16 protein-coding genes and 3 pseudogenes are annotated in these 18,104 nt (G+C 59.1%); 13 read left to right on the top strand and 6 right to left on the bottom strand.

Translation table 11 applies throughout. The features are described 5' to 3' along the window. The first annotated feature begins 11 nt into the window (after window positions 1-11). The 7 genes and pseudogenes from ACK3SD_RS20225 to ACK3SD_RS20195 all read left to right on the top strand — a co-directional run bounded on the left by ACK3SD_RS20225 (window position 12) and on the right by ACK3SD_RS20195 (window position 6,842). Window positions 12-956: an ABC transporter permease gene (locus ACK3SD_RS20225; protein WP_481127896.1), complete on the top strand. Its 945-nt coding sequence runs from the start codon at window positions 12-14 to the stop codon at window positions 954-956. Continuing rightward, window positions 953-1,807: an ABC transporter permease gene (locus ACK3SD_RS20220; RefSeq protein ID WP_481127895.1), complete on the top strand. Its 855-nt coding sequence runs from the start codon at window positions 953-955 to the stop codon at window positions 1,805-1,807. The genes ACK3SD_RS20225 and ACK3SD_RS20220 overlap by 4 nt, the downstream gene beginning before the upstream one ends. Beyond that, window positions 1,804-3,410, top strand: a pseudogene (locus tag ACK3SD_RS20215) (dipeptide ABC transporter ATP-binding protein). The gene ACK3SD_RS20220 and the pseudogene ACK3SD_RS20215 overlap by 4 nt, the downstream one beginning before the upstream one ends. Further along, a complete protein-coding gene (locus ACK3SD_RS20210; protein WP_481127894.1) occupies window positions 3,407-4,420 on the top strand; it encodes a putative FMN-dependent luciferase-like monooxygenase in 1,014 nt (337 codons plus the stop codon). The pseudogene ACK3SD_RS20215 and the gene ACK3SD_RS20210 overlap by 4 nt, the downstream one beginning before the upstream one ends. A gap of 10 nt (window positions 4,421-4,430) precedes the next feature. Next, complete coding sequence (locus ACK3SD_RS20205; RefSeq protein ID WP_481127893.1) at window positions 4,431-5,528, top strand: alkylhydroperoxidase domain protein; 1,098 nt, start codon at window positions 4,431-4,433, stop codon at window positions 5,526-5,528. 17 nt (window positions 5,529-5,545) lie between these two features. Next, on the top strand, window positions 5,546-6,382 hold the full coding sequence (locus ACK3SD_RS20200) for a VOC family protein (RefSeq protein ID WP_481127892.1): 837 nt from the start codon (window positions 5,546-5,548) through the stop codon (window positions 6,380-6,382). A gap of 175 nt (window positions 6,383-6,557) precedes the next feature. Next, window positions 6,558-6,842, top strand: a complete 285-nt coding sequence (locus ACK3SD_RS20195; RefSeq protein WP_481127891.1) for a putative quinol monooxygenase — start codon at window positions 6,558-6,560, stop codon at window positions 6,840-6,842. A 150-nt stretch (window positions 6,843-6,992) separates the two neighbouring features. Here the strand turns inward: ACK3SD_RS20195 and ACK3SD_RS20190 are convergent, their stop codons facing one another. Beyond that, window positions 6,993-8,423, bottom strand: a complete 1,431-nt coding sequence (locus tag ACK3SD_RS20190; RefSeq protein WP_481127890.1) for an amidase — start codon at window positions 8,421-8,423, stop codon at window positions 6,993-6,995. A gap of 119 nt (window positions 8,424-8,542) precedes the next feature. On the opposite strand from ACK3SD_RS20190, the gene ACK3SD_RS20185 reads away from it, so the two are divergent. After that, window positions 8,543-9,121: a TetR/AcrR family transcriptional regulator gene (locus ACK3SD_RS20185; protein WP_481127889.1), complete on the top strand. Its 579-nt coding sequence runs from the start codon at window positions 8,543-8,545 to the stop codon at window positions 9,119-9,121. 287 nt (window positions 9,122-9,408) lie between these two features. Here ACK3SD_RS20185 and ACK3SD_RS20180 read toward each other — a convergent pair whose 3' ends face one another. After that, window positions 9,409-9,699, bottom strand: coding sequence for a hypothetical protein (locus ACK3SD_RS20180; protein ID WP_481127888.1), 291 nt, complete (start codon window positions 9,697-9,699; stop codon window positions 9,409-9,411). Window positions 9,700-9,915: 216 nt separating this feature from the next. Here ACK3SD_RS20180 and ACK3SD_RS20175 point away from each other — a divergent pair. Further along, window positions 9,916-10,473, top strand: a pseudogene (locus ACK3SD_RS20175) (helix-turn-helix domain-containing protein); the annotation flags it as partial. A gap of 1 nt (window position 10,474) precedes the next feature. Here the strand turns inward: ACK3SD_RS20175 and ACK3SD_RS20170 are convergent. Together ACK3SD_RS20170 and ACK3SD_RS20165 are read right to left on the bottom strand one after the other, a co-directional pair. Next, window positions 10,475-10,621 (bottom strand): annotated as a pseudogene (locus ACK3SD_RS20170) (NUDIX domain-containing protein); the annotation flags it as partial. Continuing rightward, window positions 10,618-11,415 carry an AraC family transcriptional regulator gene (locus ACK3SD_RS20165; RefSeq protein ID WP_481127887.1) on the bottom strand — a complete coding sequence of 266 codons (798 nt, stop codon included), beginning with the start codon at window positions 11,413-11,415 and terminating at the stop codon, window positions 10,618-10,620. The gene ACK3SD_RS20165 and the pseudogene ACK3SD_RS20170, both read right to left, overlap by 4 nt. 119 nt (window positions 11,416-11,534) lie before the next feature. Here ACK3SD_RS20165 and ACK3SD_RS20160 point away from each other — a divergent pair, with 119 nt between their 5' ends. Continuing rightward, on the top strand, window positions 11,535-12,260 hold the full coding sequence (locus ACK3SD_RS20160) for a type 1 glutamine amidotransferase (RefSeq protein ID WP_481127886.1): 726 nt from the start codon (window positions 11,535-11,537) through the stop codon (window positions 12,258-12,260). Window positions 12,261-12,369: 109 nt separating this feature from the next. Here ACK3SD_RS20160 and ACK3SD_RS20155 read toward each other — a convergent pair whose 3' ends face one another. Together ACK3SD_RS20155 and ACK3SD_RS20150 are read right to left on the bottom strand one after the other, a co-directional pair. Next, window positions 12,370-13,155, bottom strand: a complete 786-nt coding sequence (locus tag ACK3SD_RS20155; protein WP_481127885.1) for a DUF3750 domain-containing protein — start codon at window positions 13,153-13,155, stop codon at window positions 12,370-12,372. A gap of 151 nt (window positions 13,156-13,306) precedes the next feature. Continuing rightward, entirely contained in the window at window positions 13,307-14,407 is a 1,101-nt protein-coding gene (locus ACK3SD_RS20150) for an NADH:flavin oxidoreductase/NADH oxidase (protein ID WP_481127884.1), read from the bottom strand. Window positions 14,408-14,583: 176 nt separating this feature from the next. On the opposite strand from ACK3SD_RS20150, the gene ACK3SD_RS20145 reads away from it, so the two are divergent. The 3 genes from ACK3SD_RS20145 to ACK3SD_RS20135 all read left to right on the top strand — a co-directional run bounded on the left by ACK3SD_RS20145 (window position 14,584) and on the right by ACK3SD_RS20135 (window position 17,967). After that, on the top strand, window positions 14,584-15,075 hold the full coding sequence (locus ACK3SD_RS20145; RefSeq protein ID WP_481127883.1) for a hypothetical protein: 492 nt from the start codon (window positions 14,584-14,586) through the stop codon (window positions 15,073-15,075). Between the two features lie 279 nt (window positions 15,076-15,354). After that, complete coding sequence (fhuE, locus tag ACK3SD_RS20140; RefSeq protein ID WP_481127882.1) at window positions 15,355-17,517, top strand: ferric-rhodotorulic acid/ferric-coprogen receptor FhuE; 2,163 nt, start codon at window positions 15,355-15,357, stop codon at window positions 17,515-17,517. Between the two features lie 138 nt (window positions 17,518-17,655). Beyond that, on the top strand, window positions 17,656-17,967 hold the full coding sequence (locus ACK3SD_RS20135; protein ID WP_481127881.1) for a helix-turn-helix domain-containing protein: 312 nt from the start codon (window positions 17,656-17,658) through the stop codon (window positions 17,965-17,967). Window positions 17,968-18,104 lie beyond the last annotated feature (137 nt).

Here is an 18,104-nt window from a genome sequence, read left to right as displayed (position 1 = left end):
GGGGCGTGGTGATGAAGCGTTATCTGCTGCAACGAGTGGGACAGGGGCTGTTGGTGCTGTGGGCGGCCTTCACCCTCTCCTTTATGCTGCTCCAGGTGCTGCCCGGCGACGCCATCCTGATCAAGTTCCAGAACCCGGATCTGGGCCTTAGCCCGCAACAGATTGCGGAGATGCGGCTGGCCTATGGCGCGGATGGCCCGTGGTGGCAGCAGTATGCGCATACGCTGCTGGCAATGTTACAGGGTAACTTCGGTGTCTCGGTGCAGGCGGGGGTGCCGGTCAGTGAACAGCTGAAAAGCAATCTGCCCGGCACGCTGCGACTGGCGCTCTGTGGGTTTGTGTTGGCGACCCTGCTGGCGTTTGTGCTGGCGGCACTAGCCCGCCAGCCAGCGCTGCGTGCCCTGCGTACGCTGGTACAGTCCGTGCCCGCGCTGTGTATCTCCATCCCGACGTTCTGGCTCGGCATTGCGCTGATCCAGCTCTTTTCATTCCAATTGCGCTGGATACCGGTGATCAACCCGACGCCCTGGCAGGGGCTGGTATTGCCGATCCTGACCGTGGCGATCCCCATTTCCGCGCCGCTAGCGCAGATCCTGTTGCGCAGCATTGATGAGGTCGCCACCCAGCCCTTCGTGGCGGTTGCCCGCGCCAAAGGGGCAAGCGCGAGCCGGGTGCTCTGGCGGCATGTGATGCGCAACGCCATGCTGCCGGTTCTCACCATCGCCGGGCTGCTGTTGGGCGAACTGATTGCTGGCGCGTTGATCACCGAAACGGTCTTTGGCCTTGGTGGCCTCGGCCAATTGACGCAACAGGCGGTCAATAATCAGGATGTCGCGGTCTTGCAGGCGGTGGTGATGATCTCCGCGCTGGGCTTTGTGCTGATCAACCTGCTGGTCGATCTGCTGATGCCGCTGTTTGACCCACGCCTGCAACACGCCACCGGGGGTGCATCATGAGTCTGGTTGACTATTCAGCCGCCCGGCGCAAGCGTGCGCTAGCCGAGCGTAGGCCGTGGCGCATCCTGCCGGGGGTGTGGCTGGCGTGGCTGGTGCTGCTGCTGTCCGCCGTGGCGGCCTTGGCCCCTGGGCTGCTGACCGAGTACAGCGCCACCGAGGGCATGGCGGGTGCGCAGCGCCTCGCGCCGCAGGCTGGCCACTGGCTCGGCACCGACCAGCTTGGGCGCGATCTCTATGCGCGCATTGTCTATGGCGCGGCCCCTTCGCTCTCCGCCGCGCTGATTGCGGTCACGATGGGGCTGACGGCGGGCACTGCCCTTGGGGTACTGGCTGGCGCGCTCGGCGGTAAAATGGAGGCGTTGATCATGCGCGCCATCGATGTGCTGCTCGCCATCCCCTCACTGCTGCTCTCACTGAGCGTGCTGATCCTGCTGGGGTTTGGCACCGTGCACGCCGCGCTGGCGGTGGGGGTGGCCTCCATCGCTGGCTTCGCCCGGCTGGCGCGTGGGGAGGTGGTACGCATCCGCCGCAGTGACTACGTGGAGGCGGCCTTTGGCAGCGGCGGCACCTTTCTGGCGGTGCTGTGGCGGCACATCCTGCCCAACGCGCTGACGCCAGTGACCGCCTTTGCGGCGCTCCAGTTCGGACAGGCGATTCTGGCCCTCGCCACCCTCAGCTTCCTTGGTTATGGCACACCGCCGCCGATGCCCGAGTGGGGCCTGCTGATCGCCGAGGGGCGCAACTATCTCTCTACCGCATGGTGGCTGACGACCTTCCCCGGCGTGGTGGTGATTGCCGTAGTGCTGGCGGCCAACCGCCTGAGTGCCCACTTATCAGGAGGTGCTGCATGAACCCCTCACTTCCACTGTTGGCAGTAGAGCAACTGAGCCTCAGCTACCGCCACGCGGCGGGCTGGCGTCAGGTGGTGCGTGATGTCAGCTTTACCCTACAGGCTGGCGAGATGCTGGCGTTGGTGGGGGAGTCCGGCTCGGGCAAAACCACCACCGCGCAGGCGATCATTGGCCTGCTGGCGGAGAACGGCCGCCGCGATCGGGGGCGCATCCTGCTTAACGGTACTGATATCGCGGGCTGGCCCTCGGCACGCCTCGACGCGCTGCGCGGCGTCCGCCTCAGTCTGGTGCCACAAGATCCCGGCAATTCGCTCAATCCGGTCAAGACCATTGGCGCGCAGGTGGCCGAGGTGCTGCGGCTGCATACTCGGCTGAGCCGCGATGCGCGCCACCAGCGGGTGCTGGAGCTGCTGACACGCGTCGGCCTCAGCCACCCGGCGCAGCGGGTTAACCAATATCCCCACCAGCTGTCAGGCGGCATGAAGCAGCGGGTGCTGATCGCCATTGCGCTGGCGCTGCAACCGGACATCATCATTGCCGATGAGCCTACCAGCGCACTGGATGTCACGGTGCAGAGACGCATCCTTGACCTGCTGGATGGGCTGCGCCGGGAGTCTGGCACCGCCGTGCTGTTTGTGACACACGATCTGGCGCTGGCCGCCGAGCGCGCTGACCGCATCATGGTGTTCCGGCACGGCGAGATACAGGAGGCGGGGCGCACCGCCGACGTGATAGCCGCGCCCGCCCACCCCTACACGCGGCAACTGCTGCACGATGCCCTGCCGCCGCCGCGTGCCCCCGCCCGCACGCCGGGCCGCCGGTGCTGGAGGCCCATGCCATCCACAAATCCTTCGCGCTGGGCAAAAACCAGCGTTTGCAGGCGCTGAAAGAGGTGGGGTTCCGCATGGCGCGCGCCACCACCCATGCGCTGGTGGGCGAGTCTGGCTCCGGCAAAACCACGCTGGCGCGGATTGTGCTGGGCTTTGAGACGGCGGACAGCGGCAGCGTCACGGTGGCCGGGCAACCGGTCATTGGCCTGCGTGGCGAGGCGCGGCGGCAGTGGCGGCGTACCATCCAGTTCGTCTACCAAAATCCTTTTGCCTCGCTCGATCCGCGCCAGACGCTCTACCAGATCATTGAGGAGCCGCTGCGTAACTTTGAACGCCTGAGCGCCAGTGAGCGCCGCACGCGCGTTGAGGCCGTGACCCGGCGCGTTGCCTTGCCACCGGAGATCTTGACCCGCCGCGCCCGTGAGCTGTCTGGCGGTCAGCGGCAGCGGGTCGCGCTGGCGCGGGCGCTGATCCTGGAACCGGCGATTCTGGTACTGGATGAGGCCACCTCGGCGCTGGATGTCACGGTGCAGGCGCAGATTCTGGCGCTGCTGCAACAGTTGCAGCAGGAACTGGGTTTAACCTATCTGTTTATTACCCACGATCTGGCGACCGTGCGGCACTTCGCCGACAGCATGACAGTGCTGCGCGCTGGCGAAGTGGTGGAGAGCGGCGGGGTTGCCCAGCTGTTCACCGCGCCCCAGCACCCCTACACCCGCGAGTTGCTGGCCGCCATCCCCGATTTCGCCCCCCCGGCTAAGGAGCCTGCATGACGGCAAAACGTATCGGTTTTTTCACCCGCTTGCTGGAGCACACTACGGCGCAACAGCGTTACCGTCTGGCGAGCGAGCAGATTCAGCATGCGGAGCGCCTTGGCTTTGACAGCGCCTGGATTGCCCAGCACCACTTCCATGAGCATGAGGGCGGGCTGCCCTCGCCGCTGCTGTTGCTGGCCCATGTGGCCGCGCTGACGCGTACCATCCGTCTTGGCACGGCGGTGATCACCCTGCCGATGGAGAACGCGCTGCGGGTGGCGGAGGACGCGGCAGTGCTCGACCTACTGGCACAGGGCCGGCTGGAGATTGGGTTGGGCGCGGGCAGCACGCCGCACTCTTTCTTGCCTTTTGGCCTGACCTTCGAGCAGCGGGGCGAGGCCTTCGCCAGCCACCTTCACCAACTGCTCAGCGCGTGGCGGGGTGACTCGCTGGGGCACCCGGATAACCAACTCTACCCGGCGGCGGCGCAACTGGCGGAGCGTGTCTGGATTGCCACCTTCTCCGCCGAAGGGGCCGCCCGCGCTGGCAAGGCGGGCCACGGGCTGATGCTGTCACGCACCCAGCCGCGTCCGAATGGTGAACCGGAACTGCCGCTGGATGCGATCCAGAACCCGATCATTGACGCCTATCTGGCCGCGCTGCCAGCCGGGGTGACGCCGCGCATTTTGGCGTCGCGAACCGCATTTGTCGCGGATACCCGCGCTTGGGCGCGGGAGGTGGCCGAGCCGGGCCTACGCAAGCAGGCGGCCCAGCACCTTGCGGCTGGCCATGCGCTGCGTGGCGAGCATCTGGACGATCTCCTGCGCCAGTTTGACGCCCACGTCGGCGATGCCGACACCGTGATGGACTCTCTGTCGCAGGACAGCGCCCTCGCGCGCGTTACCGACATTTCGTTTCAGGTGCACTCTGTCGAGCCATCCCACGCCGAGACGCTGCGCTCGCTGGAGCTGATTGCCGCCCATATCGCGCCCACGTTGCGCACGTTAACCTCACCCGTTCCCCATTAAGGAGATGACCATGACCTCTTCCCCCGATCTGCTCGCCGGGCTGGCGGATATTCACCCTGACTCAGCCTTGGCGCAGGCGCGCGCCACACGTGAGGCCGCCACACGCCATGCGCAGGGCAGTTACGAGGCCCTGTTCAGCCAGCCGGAGGGCGACTTCCCGCTGACAGCGCGCTATGCGCTGGCAGCACAGGTAGCGGAGTGGCACGGCGAAGCCGGGTTGCAGGCGCACTATGCGCAGCGGGCGCAACCTATGGCGGCCTCCGCGCACCATGAGCAAGCGCTGGCATTCGCCCGCCGCCTGACCTTTGAACCAGTGGCGGCCACGGCCGCGCACATTCAGGCGTTGCGCGACGCCGGCTGGCATGAGGATGGCGTAGTGACACTGGCGCAACTGGTGGCGTTCATCAGCTTCCAGAGCCGGCTGCTGGCCGGGCTGCGTCTGTTGCAGGGCGAGCCGCTCTCCGGCCACGGGGCCGTGGCGGCCGGACGCTGGCACGACGCGCCGACGACCGCCAGCGGCAAAGCCGCGCCCACCGCCTTTACCCAGCAGGAGTTGGGCTGGGAGCCGTGGCTGGCAGCCAAACCGTTGGCGGCGTTCAGCGCTGAGGAGCAGGCGACGCTGGCACGCTTTGGCCACAGTGATTCCGACTATTTCCGTCTGCTGGGGCGCAACCTGCCGCTATTAGAGCAGCGCACGCTGACCGACAAAGGCATCTTCTATACCCCCGGTGGCCTGCCGCGCGCGGAGCGCGAACTGGCGGCAACGGTGGTCAGCAAGGTCAACGGCTGCATCTATTGCGCCTCCGTCCATGCGCGCAAAGCCGCCCAGCTCTCGAAAGAGCAGGCGGCGGTACAGAGGCTGCTGGACGTTGCGCCAGGCGCCTCGCTCTCTGCCAGGCAGGACGCGCGCTGGGCGGCGATAATTGACTTCGCCGCGGCCCTCTCTGCCACACCCGCCCGCGCCAGCCAAAGCCAGCTTCAGGCGCTGCGCGATCATGGGCTGGATACGCTGGCGTTGCTGGATGTGGTGCAGTCCACCGCCTTTTTTGCCTGGGCCAACCGTCTGATGCTGACCCTCGGTGAACCCTTCCTGCCAGCGCAGGCTTAACCCTAAGGAGCAATGCCGTGGTACAACCCCTATTGGATCACGTGGTGATCAACGTCGCCGCTCAACTGGATGAGGCCAGCGCCCTCTACCGGCGGCTCGGGTTCCAGCTGACTGCGCGTGGCCACCACTCCCTTGGCTCGAGCAACCATCTGGCGGTGTTTGACGACAACTATCTGGAGCTGTTGGGCTATGAGCCGGGGAATGATGGACAGCGTCAGGATCTGTGGCAGGCACCGCTCGGGTTGACCGGGCTGGTCTGGAAGACGCAGGATGCCGATGCGGTCTTCCACCACCTGCAACAGCGCGATCTGGCGGGCGATCCGCCCGCGGCATTTTTCCGGCCAGTGCAACTGCCAGACGGCCAGAACCGGGAGGCGCATTTCCGTACCGTCCGGCTGCGTCCGGCGCTGATCCCCAACGGGCGCAGCTTCTTTTGTCAGCACGCCACGCCCGAGGCGGTGTGGCAGCCGGACTGGCAGGTTCACCCCAACAGCGTAAGCGCCATCAGTGGCGTGGTGATTGCTGCCCAACAGCCCGCCGCCGCGTTGGAGGTCTATCAGGCCCTGTTTGGTGCCAGTTCGATACAACCGGCAGGTGAGGGCACGTGGGTGCTACAGGCCGGCGAGGTGCAGGTGCTGTTCGCCTCGCCGCAGTACACCGTGCCACGCTTTGGCCCTTTGCCAGCGGGCTATGATGGCTCACCACGGATGTCAGCGCTCAGTTTTCACAGCACCAGTTTGGCAAATACGCAGGCCAGTTTGCAGGCCGGGGAAATTCCATACCACACCCATACAGGGGATGTGCTGGTTCATGCCGAGCAGGGGTTCAATGTTGCACTGCGTTTCCATCACTAATATTTGTGACGTTGTCACGCCAGCGGATGCCCGCTTCACGCACTGAGGCATGGAAAAGATCTGCCAGCGCGCGGGCATCTGAGGGTGCAAAAGGACGAATTAACAGGATGTGGGCTCCTTTTCATGCCGGAAAGTAGGTATAAAGAACAACGGGATAACTTAAGAAGGGAATAGGATGATTAAGCTGACGGGTCGTTTGCTGTGCAAAAACGTGGAGGAGTCTGACCTTGTTCGCCGCTTCTTGCCTGAACATATCAGGCTGACCAAAGAGGAGAGTGGCTGTCTGGCATTCAATGTGACCGAGACGGCTGATCCGCTGGTGTGGCAGGTCGAGGAGCTGTTCAGTGACCCGCAGACGTTTGCCCTGCATCAGGCCAGAACCAAGGCCTCTGAATGGGGCCGCGAGACGCGGGCGATTGTCAGGGAGTACCAGATCGCGGAGGGGAATCAGGAGGCGTGAACGTCAGGCGGCGATTTTTGGTTTTTTGTTCCTATGAGAACCAAAATTTAACTTAAGCGCAAATGAAATTGCGTTTTTGCGGGTTGAAAGTTGCAGGGGCGCGGCTGTAAATGCCTGCCCCACAGGGTGGGGGCAGGCGCAGGATTCGGGTCAACTGGCCCACACGGCAGGCCGGCGGCCATGCCAGGGGAAGGCGCGCTCAAGCTGTCCCGCCAGTTTCACCAAGGCTGGCTCCTGATTAAAAGCCGCGAAAAACTGCATACCAATCGGCAGGTTATGTGAATCACTGAACCCCAGCGGCACCGACATGGCGGGGGTGCCGCACACATTGGCTAGCGCGGTGAACGGGGAGTGTTCAAATACATGGTGCATCCAGCCGCGCCCATCCAGATCTGCTTGATGGCGGTTGTAGTGGCCCAAAACCACTGGGAGGTTGGGCAGGGTGGGCGTTAAGAGCATGTCGTAGCGTTGGTAGAATTGCCCCATCTTTTGGGTGACGGTGTTGCGCATATGCATCGCCCCCACCAACTCGATGGCCGTCAACTCATGGCCCAGCCGCCATAAGGCCAGGTTGGAGGGTTCGAGCAACGCTGGCCCGACCGTGCTGTTGGTGGCTGAAGCCAGCGCATCAATCCAGGCCGCAGTGTTGGATGCCCAATAACGGGCGTTCATCTCCACGAAGGCATCCCAACTCAGGCCGATGTCAGGTGTCACCTCCTCTACCTGATGACCAAGCGAGATAAGGTGCGCGACCGTCTGTTCCAACGCCCTGACCACTTCCGGGGCGCTGCGCTGGCCATTCAGCGGATCGGTCATCACACCGATGCGCAACGTGCCCGGCTCGGCGTTCACACAGGAGATGAGGCGCTGGGAAGGGGGAGCAATCACAAAAGGATCGCCGCTGCTGTTGCCCTGCACAGCGTCCAGCAGTGCGGCGCTGTCCCGCACCGTCCGGCTGACAAAACCATGCACCGCAAGGCCAGACCATACTTCGTCAACATCTGGCCCCATGCTGATGCGCCCACGGCTGGGCTTCAGCCTAAACAGCCCATTGGCGGAGGCCGGTATCCGAATCGAGCCGCCACCGTCTGTCGCATGGGCGGCAGGCACCATCCCTGACGCCACGGCCACGGCGGATCCACCGCTTGAGCCGCCGGCGCTATAATCCGTGTTCCAAGGATTGCGTGTGCCGCCATTAAATTGAGGCTCGGTGGTGGTACTGGCGGCCAGCTCTGGCGTGGTGGTTCGCCCCAGCAGCACCAATCCTGATTCCCGCATTTTTTGCGTGAGATGTGAGTCGTGCGCGGAGACCTGATCCGTCGCCAGACGGCTGCCGAGCTGGTTGCGCCGGTTTTTCACCGAAATACCCAGATCTTTGACCAACATCGGCACGCCGCCCAGTTGCCCTTGGGCATGGTGCGTTTCGCCTTCCCACATTTCAATGACGGCATACAAGGAGCCATTGACCGCATTGATCGCTTTTACGGCTGCGCGTTGCACTTCTTCGGGCTTGACCTCACCATGGGCGATGAGTTGAGCCAGGCCGACAGCATCGTAAGAAGTATATTCTGAACTGTTCATAGTGATCCGATGGATTGCAGGTGAAGACGTATACCCATACCGGGTGTATACTGTTTAGTATCGCGCAATACTTGTGAGTATCGTAAGATACTAATTAGTATCATTGCAATGAGGAATGTATGCCCAGAAGTAGCCAACCACGTTTGCCTCCGCGGGAGCGCCTGTTACAGGCCGCAGAAGTGCTTTTTTATCAACAAGGTATCATGCACGTCTCCGTTGATATGATCGCGGAGAGAGCACAATCTACCAAAATGACGCTCTATCGCCATTTCGCCTCAAAAGAGGTATTGGTGCTCGAATGGATCGGATTGTTGGTCGAGGATTATGGTCATCGTTTTGAGCAGCTGGCCGAACAGCATCCCAATGATCCTGTTGCGCAGCTGATGGAGTTTGGCCGCTTTATTGCCGACAGCCTTGGCTGTACGTCGCAACGCGGCTGTCCGTTCACCAATACGCTGGCTGAAATAGGCGGGCAGTTTACGGAAGTGCGTGATGCGATCATCGCCCATAAACAGCGGCAGTATCAGCGCATCGTCGCCCTATGCAAACAGGCGGGCGCTTCCGATCCACAACTGCTGGCGAAAGAGATCACCCTGTTGCTGGAAGGGGTACAGGTAGTGGCGCAAAATGCAGGATTTGAAGATCCGGCAGGCTCTATGCTCCAACTGCTTCACTTCAGGCTCTCCAACCTTGCCTGATTAGACTTTTCTAACATGATTGCGCTACGCCAAATCTGAAGAATTAGCAGGGGATAACCCCAGCAGATTTCACGTAGCGCAATGCTCAGTTGTTGCTATTTTCACCGGCTATAGAAGGATTAAACACAAGAGTTATCAAGGGCTTTAAGGGTATAACTTTATATAAGTCCCATTATATAAGGTTATAAAATGGAATGGTTATTCTTTGTTCACAGCGTATGGCTCGTGACTAAAGCCATTCAGATGCATAAAAAAGCCCACACAGATGTGCAGGCTTGAGGAAGGCGTCAGCGATAGTACTGATGCGCTCGTCGAGAGTTGTGCTTCCAGCTTTTGGCTACGCGATAAATAGTTGTTGGGAGATCATCCCAGCTATCTGGCAATACCTTGCCGCGCGCCTTTCTGAGCTTGAGGGGGTACTCCTGATACTCAATCTCGTGCAGGTAGTAGTAACTCTTCTCCTGCTTGGTGCTGAACTGCTTAAAGATAAGACTTCTTACTCGATAAAAGTAAGTATAAGGGCTACCAAAAGGACGGCACGGTTTAACGAACTTATAGTGATCTTTGAGTTTTTTCATGACACTTCCAAACTAATGGTGGATTAGTTAGAAGTGTCCTTTCGCGAAATAGTCCATGAACGTTCTCCCTGTTATTACAATGCTTAACCTTTTGACGGAATGATATTTAACATAAATAGCATTAACCGCACTTAATGGTGTAACAGCAAAGTTGTAATGTCCGTTCTGGGCTAAGTTAAGATGTCCGTCACGTAGATTCAGCATCGAGGGATTCTGATGACGGCTCATGCAGCGGAGTTTTTCACTTTGGATGAAGTTAACCGACTCAAAATCATTCAGGATGTTGTCGACCGACGTCTGACCACTCAGATGGCCGCGCAGCGCCTGGGAATATCTGACCGCCAGTGTCGACGCCTTCTGTTGCGTTACCGTGAATCTGGCCCGCTTGGTATGACTAACCGCCGTCGAGGAAAACCCAGCAATAACCAGCTGCCTGATGGCCTTGCACAGTACGCACTCAATATTATCCAAGAACGCTGGCCTACGCTGGCGTGTGAGAAACTCGCAGAAATGCACGATGTTCACCTGTCCAAAGAGACTGTCCGTTCACTCATGGTCAAAGCCGGTCTCTGGATCCCCCGCAAACAACGTGCGCCAAAAGTTCAACAGCCACGCTATCGACGGGCCTGCTGCGGCGAACTGATGCAGATTGATGGCTGCGACCATCACTGGTTCAAGAATCGTGCGCCCGCCTGTACCGCACTAGTCTACGTCGACGATGCGACGAGTCGCCTGATGCAGCTTCGCTTCGTGAAATCGGAATCGACCTTCACCTTAAGGCTGCGACGGGGGTTTCATCTGGTTCCATTTTACCGCCTGGCTGAATAAAGTGAGTCGTCCCACGTTTTCTGACCAACAGACAGCGCCCGTATTCGTCAGTAATAATGGCTGAGGCAATGCAGATATCTTGATTGGTGCTCATGGTTCTCTCCTGACGATAATGGGGTGAGTAAAATCACGTGGCGATGAATCTAAAATAGCGCGAAAAGCAGCGCTAAATGCGGCTGGACATGAGAAACCTAGCTGGTAAGCAACCTGTTTAATTGCGATGCCATTCGCGAGAAGATCTAACGACGCACAAATTCTGGCTCTCTGCTTCCACGCTCTGTAACTAAAGCCTGTATCTTTAACAAACAATCGCGAAAATGTACGTTCAGACATGGCTGCGATATAAGCCAGTTCGCTCAGCGATGCTTCCCAGCGCTGATTAACCAACAGTTCTCTGGCCGCACGGAATAATCTCTCATCATGCGGCATTGGAAGCTCCGTAGTTAAGGGAGAAGTCTCGCTGAGAATTTCCAGAAGCAACAGGGCCATTTTCCGTTGACTCGGCCTCTGGTAATCCTCACTGAATAGCCCGGCTATCAGCTCTTTCACCGGTGCCGTAGCTGTAATCACATGCACCTGATGACTCTTTGTAAAATTCGTGCATTCAGCGATAAGGCTGCTGCTGAAATAAACAGCACGCAGGTCTGTTTGTGAAAGCAGGTTGTAACTATGGATCTGAAGAGGCGGTATCCATAATGCCCGCTGAGGGGGTATTACCCAGCGCTCACTCTCTGTTTCAACCAGCATTACGCCTCTGGTAGCAAACAATAACTGCCCCTCAACATGATGATGGGGAGGGTCCGCCTCTCCACGTTGATAGCTTATCGCTGTGCCTGACCAGCCTGTTGCTTCATCATGTCTTGGCGCTTTATCTATACTACCTGGCATTTCAGATTTAGCCCCTGCAATTATGATATCGACGTTAGAGTCACCCGCAGTATAGCCTTAATGGATGGGTGAGTGATTCATCATTCAAATTATCATTGATATTACAGGAGCATACCCCCATGCGAGTCCACTTTATCGTACATGAAAGTTTCGAAGCCCCGGGGGCTTATGAAACATGGGCAAGAAACCGAGGTCATGATGTGACGTATTCACGTGTGTACGCAGGTGACGTGCTGCCAGCAGACGCCGAAGGCATTGATTTCCTGATCGTTATGGGTGGGCCGCAAGATCCAGTCACTCCCCTGGAAGAATGCCCGCATTTTGATTCCAAAGGTGAACAGGCGTTAATTGCTTCTGCAATTCAGTCTGATAAGGCCGTGATTGGTATCTGCCTCGGCTCACAGCTCATTGGTGAAGCGCTGGGTGCGCCTTTCGCTCACAGCCCCGAAAAAGAAATTGGTAAATTCCCGATTACGCTGACCGAAGATGGCAGCAAGGATGCGATGTTCTCTCACTTTGCGAAAACTGTTGAAGTAGGTCACTGGCATAACGACATGCCAGGCCTGACACCGGAAGCAAAGATTATCGCTTACAGCGAAGGCTGTCCGCGTCAGATAGTTTCGTACTCAGAGCGTGTCTATGGTTTCCAGTGCCACATGGAGTTGACCCGCGAAGTTGTTGAACAACTGATCGCTCATTCTGAAAATGACCTGATCCGTGCCGCAGAATACCGTTTTGTTAATACTCCTGAAGAACTGAGGGCGCACGATTACAATGAAATGAATCAGGCACTTTTTGGCTTCCTGGATAAGCTGGAAGCACATTACAAAAAAACGCAAGAATAATGTCATGCCCGGTGATGCTGACTATCAGGTATAAGTTTAACGTCCGCTTCTGGCACAGAGCGGACATTTTAACTTTGCCCTAACCCGGACATCTGAACTTAGCTTTGACCTAATGGTTTTCCTCTTCCACCATGGTCACCGGGTTATCAAACCCAACCCGGCCGATGAATGGCAGGCGCAGCGCGGGCGATTTGATGTCTATGCCCAGATTCAACCCCAGTACATTGACCTCCACTCCCTCCTGAACGCCCAAGGTCACGCCCAGTACGCCAAGCAAAGAGACTTGCAAACCTCTGCCGGAGGGTGGCAGGCCAATCGGGTTCAGCAAAGGGCGGTAATCTTTGCCGATGGCGTTAGACGGCAGATCGAGCGCAAGTTCTGGCACCTCGCGGCCAATGTGGGCCATAAAAGTGTTGCTGTTTGGGCCGGGCCAGGCGTGGTAAGTGTTGGGATAAGGATAACTCTTTATCGCCGCCAAAATGTGCGGGATCATCGCCTCCGCTTCCGCGCCGTGGTGCGACACCAGCAGCCGTGGGCGCGAGCCAAACCAGTAGCCGTCGGGGATCGCGTAGTCGCGCCGGACAACGTTGGAGCCTCCCCAGCCAATCACATCATAGCGAGTGTATTGGGTCTCGCCGGCCTTTTTGAAGATGATCCACGGATGCACCGCTACCATGCCGCGCCAGCCATAAGTCGGTGCGCCATAAACCTGCACAATGGCTATCTTGCTGAATTTGACCGGATCGGGCGCAATGGAGGCGGAATCACGTCGGGCTGTCGCCCAACTCTGGCTTGGCGGGTCTTCCCTGGATTGGGAAGCCTTCGCATAACTGTAACCCAATGATATTAATATAATAAAGATATAACAGAGACTTAACCACTTAATATAAGTCATAGCGTGTTCGAGGTTGTCACCTTGGTTAAAAAAACACCGTAATGCAAATCAACGGCTGACGCAAGGGTTCAAAAATCATTTAATGCCGACGGGGCGGTGAGGAAGGCAATAGAGGAGAAAGACCCCCTCCGGCGAGGGAGGGGGAAGAGGCTTATTCAGCCAGTCTGTAGCGCTCCAGCCAGTGCGCATACTGGGCCGGCAGTACCCAGGTCGGGCGCTCAGCATCCAGCTTTTTCGCCAGACGCAGGGTGTAGTGCGGATCGGCCAGGAAGGCACGGCCAATCATCACCAGATCCATATCGCCTTCGGCAATACAGCGCTCCGCAACGTCGGCGCGCTCCACGCCCCAGGAGGAGGCCACCGGCAGTCCGGCCTCTTCACGCACGCGATGCGCAACCGGCGCCAGGAAGCCCGGCCCCCACGGAATGTTGCTGTCCGGGGTGGAGAAACCGACGCTCACGCTCAGCATGTCCAGCCCTTTCTCACGCAGAATGGTGGTCAGTTGGATCGCCTCGGCGAGGGTCTCCTCATCGCGGCCATCATACTCGATCACGCCGAAACGGGCGGTCAGCGGCAGATCCTGCGGCCATACGTCGCGAACGGCATCGAACGTCTCGATCAGGAAGCGGCTACGGCCAGCGAAGTCACCGCCGTACTCGTCGGTACGCTGGTTGGCGTGCACGGAGAAGAAGCTCTGCGCCAGATAGCCGTGGGCGAAGTGCAGCTCGAGCCACTCGAAGCCTGCGTCGCGCGCGCGGCGGGCCGCCGCGACGAAATCGGCCATGACACGTTTGATCTCCTCTTTGCTCATCGCCTTGGGCACTTTTGGCAGGCCCTGACCAAAGGCGACGGCAGAAGGTGACAGTGTCTCCCAACCGCGTGCGTCGTCAGTCGGGATATGGTCGTCGCCTTCCCACGGCGCGTTGGCGCTCGCCTTGCGGCCAGCGTGGGCAATCTGGATGCCCGGCACCGCACCGGCGGCCTTGATGGCGGCAGCGACTTTTGCCAGCTCAGCGGCCTGCTCGTCGTTCCAGATACCGAGATCGGCGGGGGTGATACGCCCTTCCGGTGCCACGGCCGTCGCCTCAACAATCACCAGACCGGCACCGCCGCGTGCCAGGCCCGCGTAGTGCACGTGGTGCCAATCATTCGCTAACCCGTCTACCGCGGAGTACTGGCACATCGGCGGGATCGCGATGCGGTTTTTTAGCGTAACGTTCTTCAGTTTAAACGGCGTAAACAACTGGGCCATGATTACCTTCTCTTAATGCCAAAACAGGGAGTGCCGCCAGAGGTTGGCGGACAGGGAGATATAGCCTAGTGCCTTTCCACCCAGAGGGAGTTGGCATTTGTGCGGTTCTGCTGGCAGCACGGTTGTGCTTATCATTGGTTATACTCAATGGATGTTGAGCAATCCGGGAGCCGTTTATGATTCAAACAATGGAAGAACTTGATAAGGTTCGTGACGCCTGTTATCGCATGGTCACCCGCCGCTCATCGCTCTCTGGTGTGGCGTCGGCGGTGCCGCTGCCCGGCGTGGATGTGGGATCTGACGCTGCTATCCTGCTGGAGATGCTGCCAGCCATCAGCAAGAGGTTCGAACTGACGGAAGCGGACATTGAAAACCTCGACCCTACCGCCAAGGCGCTGGTATTGACCACCGCCGGTAGCGTGGGGTCAAAGGTAATTGGTCACTCGATTACCCGTGATTTGGTGATCAAGCTGCTGAAAAAAGCCGGCATGAAAATGGCCTCCAAGCAGCTGGTAAAATATGTGCCCTTTGCTGGCCAGGTGATTGCCGCCGGCATCGGTTTTGCCGCCATGAAATATATTGGCAATGCCCACGTTGATGCCTGCTATCAAGTGGCGAAAAGTTATATCGAAAAACAGGGCGCGCCGTTGCCAGACGCCGCCCGTTAACCCGCCATAACCGGGGCAGGCCAGTCGCCTGCCCTGCCCTTTTCCTGCCGTAATAACGCTTCCTTTATTAACTGTTAACATTTCCTTGCTTTGATAATCACAATGCGTATAGTTCTCATTTGTTTTCCTTTCGTTGGCATGAGGAGCTGCGTCTGTTTTTGCGCGGAAATGCGACGTCTGGACACTATCCTGCCTGGAGAGCGGCTCTGATCCCTGCGTTGGGTGGCGGTGCGCCGCTTGCCATAGCAGAACATTAAAAATAATCAGAGTGGAAAAAGTATGCTTTCGAATATCAGGGAAAAGGGCAACCGCGCGGCGATGCCAACCGCGGCGACAGGTTTGTCGCTGCTGGCAGTGATGGTGTCAACCGCGCTCTACACCACGCAGGCACAGGCAGAAGAGGCAGCGGATACGCTGGTGGTCAGCGCCGATGCCGGTAACGGCGGCACCAACACCGACGCACAGGATTACACCGTAAAAACCACCACCGCTGGCACCAAAATGCTGCTGGTGCCACGTGATGTGCCGCAGTCTGTCAGTATCATCAGCAAGCAGCGCATGGCTGACCAGAACCTGCAAACGGTGTCAGATGTGCTGAATAACACTACCGCCATCTCCCCCGTGGTGGCAGACAGCGATCGCGTGACCTTCTACTCCCGTGGCTTCCTGATCACCAACTTCCTCTACGACGATATTCCTACCACCATCAGCGACGTCTGGAACTTCGGCGATCAGGCTGGCGATACCGCCATCTATGATCGGATTGAAGTGGTACGCGGCGCGACCGGTCTGATGAGCGGCGCGGGCAACCCCTCCGCCTCGGTGAACATGGTGCGCAAGCACGCCGACAGCCGTGAGCTGACCGGCTCACTCTCCGCCAGCTACGGCAGCTGGGACAAACAGCGCTACGTGGCGGATGTCTCCGCGCCGCTGACCGACTCCGGCAACGTGCGCGGCCGCGTCGTGGCGGGCTATCAGGACAATGACACCTGGCTCGATCGCTACCACTCGCGCAAAAAATTCTTCTACGGCGTGATCGACGCGGATCTGACCGACTCCACCACCCTCTCCGTGGGGTATGACTATCAGGACAGCCACACCTCCGATCCGACTTGGGGCGGCATTCCGACCTGGTACAGCGACGGCAGCCGCACCCACTACGATCGCAGCTTCAATGCCGCGCCAGATTGGGCCTACACCGACATTGACTCGAAAAAGGTGTTCGCCACCCTGACCCAGCGCTTTGATAGCGGCTGGCTGATGAAGGTAAACGGCAGCCACGATGAAACCAAATTCGACTCGCGTCTGATGTACCCCTCCGGCTACCCGGACAAAACCACCGGCAGCGGCGTCATGGGCTACGGCGGCTGGAACACCGGCAAACGCAAGATCGACGCGCTGGACGCCTACGCCAGCGGCCCGTTCGAACTGTTCGGCCGTCAGCATGAATTGGTGGCAGGCGTCAGCTACAGCCGCCAGAACAACCACTACTTCAATACCCAGTCCACCCTGAGCGAATCGGACATCGGCAACTACAACCAGTGGGACGGCAACATCGCCTACCCGACGTGGAGCCCGTGGGTGGATTACCAGAATGACACCGTCATCCAAAAATCCGCTTACACCGCCGTTCGCTTCTCGGTGACCGATCCGCTGCACCTGATCGCCGGCGCCCGCTACACCCACTGGCGCGCGGGTGGCTCCACCACCAACGATCAGGAAGATGACGTGACGCCATACGCTGGCGTGGTGTATGACATCAACGACGCATGGTCAGCCTATGCGAGTTACACCTCCATCTTCCAGCCACAGCAGTACCGCGACAGCAACAACAACTACCTCAAGCCGGTGAAGGGCAAGAGCTATGAGACCGGCGTGAAGTCCGACTGGTTCAACGGCCGCCTGACCACCTCGCTGTCACTGTTCCGCATCGAGCAGGACAACGTGGCGCAGAGTGATGGCAGCTACATCCCCGGCAGCCAGGAGCTGGCCTACACTCCGGTGCAGGGTACGGTCAGCCGCGGCGTGGAGTTCGAGCTGAACGGGGCGCTGACCGACAACTGGCAGATGACCTTCGGCGCGTCACGCTATATCGCCAAGGCCAAAGATGGCACGGCGGTCAACCCGAACCTGCCGCGTACCCAACTGAAGCTGTTCACCCGTTACCAGTTGCCGATGCTGCGCGATCTGACCGTGGGCGGCGGCGTGAACTGGCAGAACGCCACCTGGAAAGAGGGCGATGGCCCGCTGGGCACCATGCGTGCGGAACAGGGCAGCTACGCGCTGGTCAACCTGTTCGCCCGTTACCAGATCACCAAGCAGCTGTCGGTGCAGGGCAACATCAACAACCTGTTTGATAAAGAGTATTACGACTATCTCGATATCTACGCGGTCTATGGCGCACCGCGCAATGCCTCAGTCACGCTTAATTACGACTTCTAATCTCTACCTTCTGGCCCCGTTTTACGGGGCCATTTTCTGTCTGGCACTTCTCTGAAAAGCGCTGACATTGCTCACATATGTAACAATTATGTTGCATATTATGAGCACCCTCTGACATCACTAAAACGGGAGTAGATGATGAAAGAACGTGCATTATTTGAAGAACTTGTGCAGGGATTAGATGCGTGGGACGAGAGAACCACTGGCAAGCGCACGCTGCCAGCCTACCGTCCGGCCAACAAACCACTGACCTTGAAAGCTGGCGAACTGACCGCCATCCGGGAGTCCCTCAAGATCCCCGCAGCGCTGTTTGCCGACTACCTGCGCATTGATGAACCGACCTACCAGCGTTGGGAGGCGGGCACCATCCAGCCGAACCCTCAGGCGGTCTTGTTGATCCGCATGGTGCAGCGCGACCCGAACATCCTGGCCGCCCTCGTCACCCTGTAAGCGGCCAAGAACCGGCCCGCTGTAAACCGGTTCGCCCGCCCTGCCCGGTTCGCCATGCCGGGCACCCTCCCCCTGTTCCTTCCAGCCAGATTAAGTGCGATAGTGGAGCCCCTCTCCCGCCCCCCGCGGCTGACGTG

The sequence above is a fragment of the Chimaeribacter sp. YP20170169 genome, from assembly GCF_056739715.1.
Note: the sequence above shows the minus strand (reverse complement) of the source record. Positions and strands in the feature narration are given on the sequence as shown.

Coding starts and splice junctions, on each gene's coding strand:
- ACK3SD_RS20155 (WP_481127885.1), bottom strand. CDS start 13,155: ATGACTTATATTAAGTGGTTAAGTCTCTGTTATATCTTTATTATATTA.
- ACK3SD_RS20195 (WP_481127891.1), top strand. CDS start 6,558: ATGATTAAGCTGACGGGTCGTTTGCTGTGCAAAAACGTGGAGGAGTCT.
- ACK3SD_RS20190 (WP_481127890.1), bottom strand. CDS start 8,423: ATGAACAGTTCAGAATATACTTCTTACGATGCTGTCGGCCTGGCTCAA.
- ACK3SD_RS20225 (WP_481127896.1), top strand. CDS start 12: ATGAAGCGTTATCTGCTGCAACGAGTGGGACAGGGGCTGTTGGTGCTG.
- ACK3SD_RS20185 (WP_481127889.1), top strand. CDS start 8,543: ATGCCCAGAAGTAGCCAACCACGTTTGCCTCCGCGGGAGCGCCTGTTA.
- ACK3SD_RS20205 (WP_481127893.1), top strand. CDS start 4,431: ATGACCTCTTCCCCCGATCTGCTCGCCGGGCTGGCGGATATTCACCCT.
- fhuE (WP_481127882.1), top strand. CDS start 15,355: ATGCTTTCGAATATCAGGGAAAAGGGCAACCGCGCGGCGATGCCAACC.
- ACK3SD_RS20210 (WP_481127894.1), top strand. CDS start 3,407: ATGACGGCAAAACGTATCGGTTTTTTCACCCGCTTGCTGGAGCACACT.
- ACK3SD_RS20160 (WP_481127886.1), top strand. CDS start 11,535: ATGCGAGTCCACTTTATCGTACATGAAAGTTTCGAAGCCCCGGGGGCT.
- ACK3SD_RS20180 (WP_481127888.1), bottom strand. CDS start 9,699: ATGAAAAAACTCAAAGATCACTATAAGTTCGTTAAACCGTGCCGTCCT.
- ACK3SD_RS20165 (WP_481127887.1), bottom strand. CDS start 11,415: ATGCCAGGTAGTATAGATAAAGCGCCAAGACATGATGAAGCAACAGGC.
- ACK3SD_RS20220 (WP_481127895.1), top strand. CDS start 953: ATGAGTCTGGTTGACTATTCAGCCGCCCGGCGCAAGCGTGCGCTAGCC.
- ACK3SD_RS20135 (WP_481127881.1), top strand. CDS start 17,656: ATGAAAGAACGTGCATTATTTGAAGAACTTGTGCAGGGATTAGATGCG.
- ACK3SD_RS20150 (WP_481127884.1), bottom strand. CDS start 14,407: ATGGCCCAGTTGTTTACGCCGTTTAAACTGAAGAACGTTACGCTAAAA.
- ACK3SD_RS20145 (WP_481127883.1), top strand. CDS start 14,584: ATGATTCAAACAATGGAAGAACTTGATAAGGTTCGTGACGCCTGTTAT.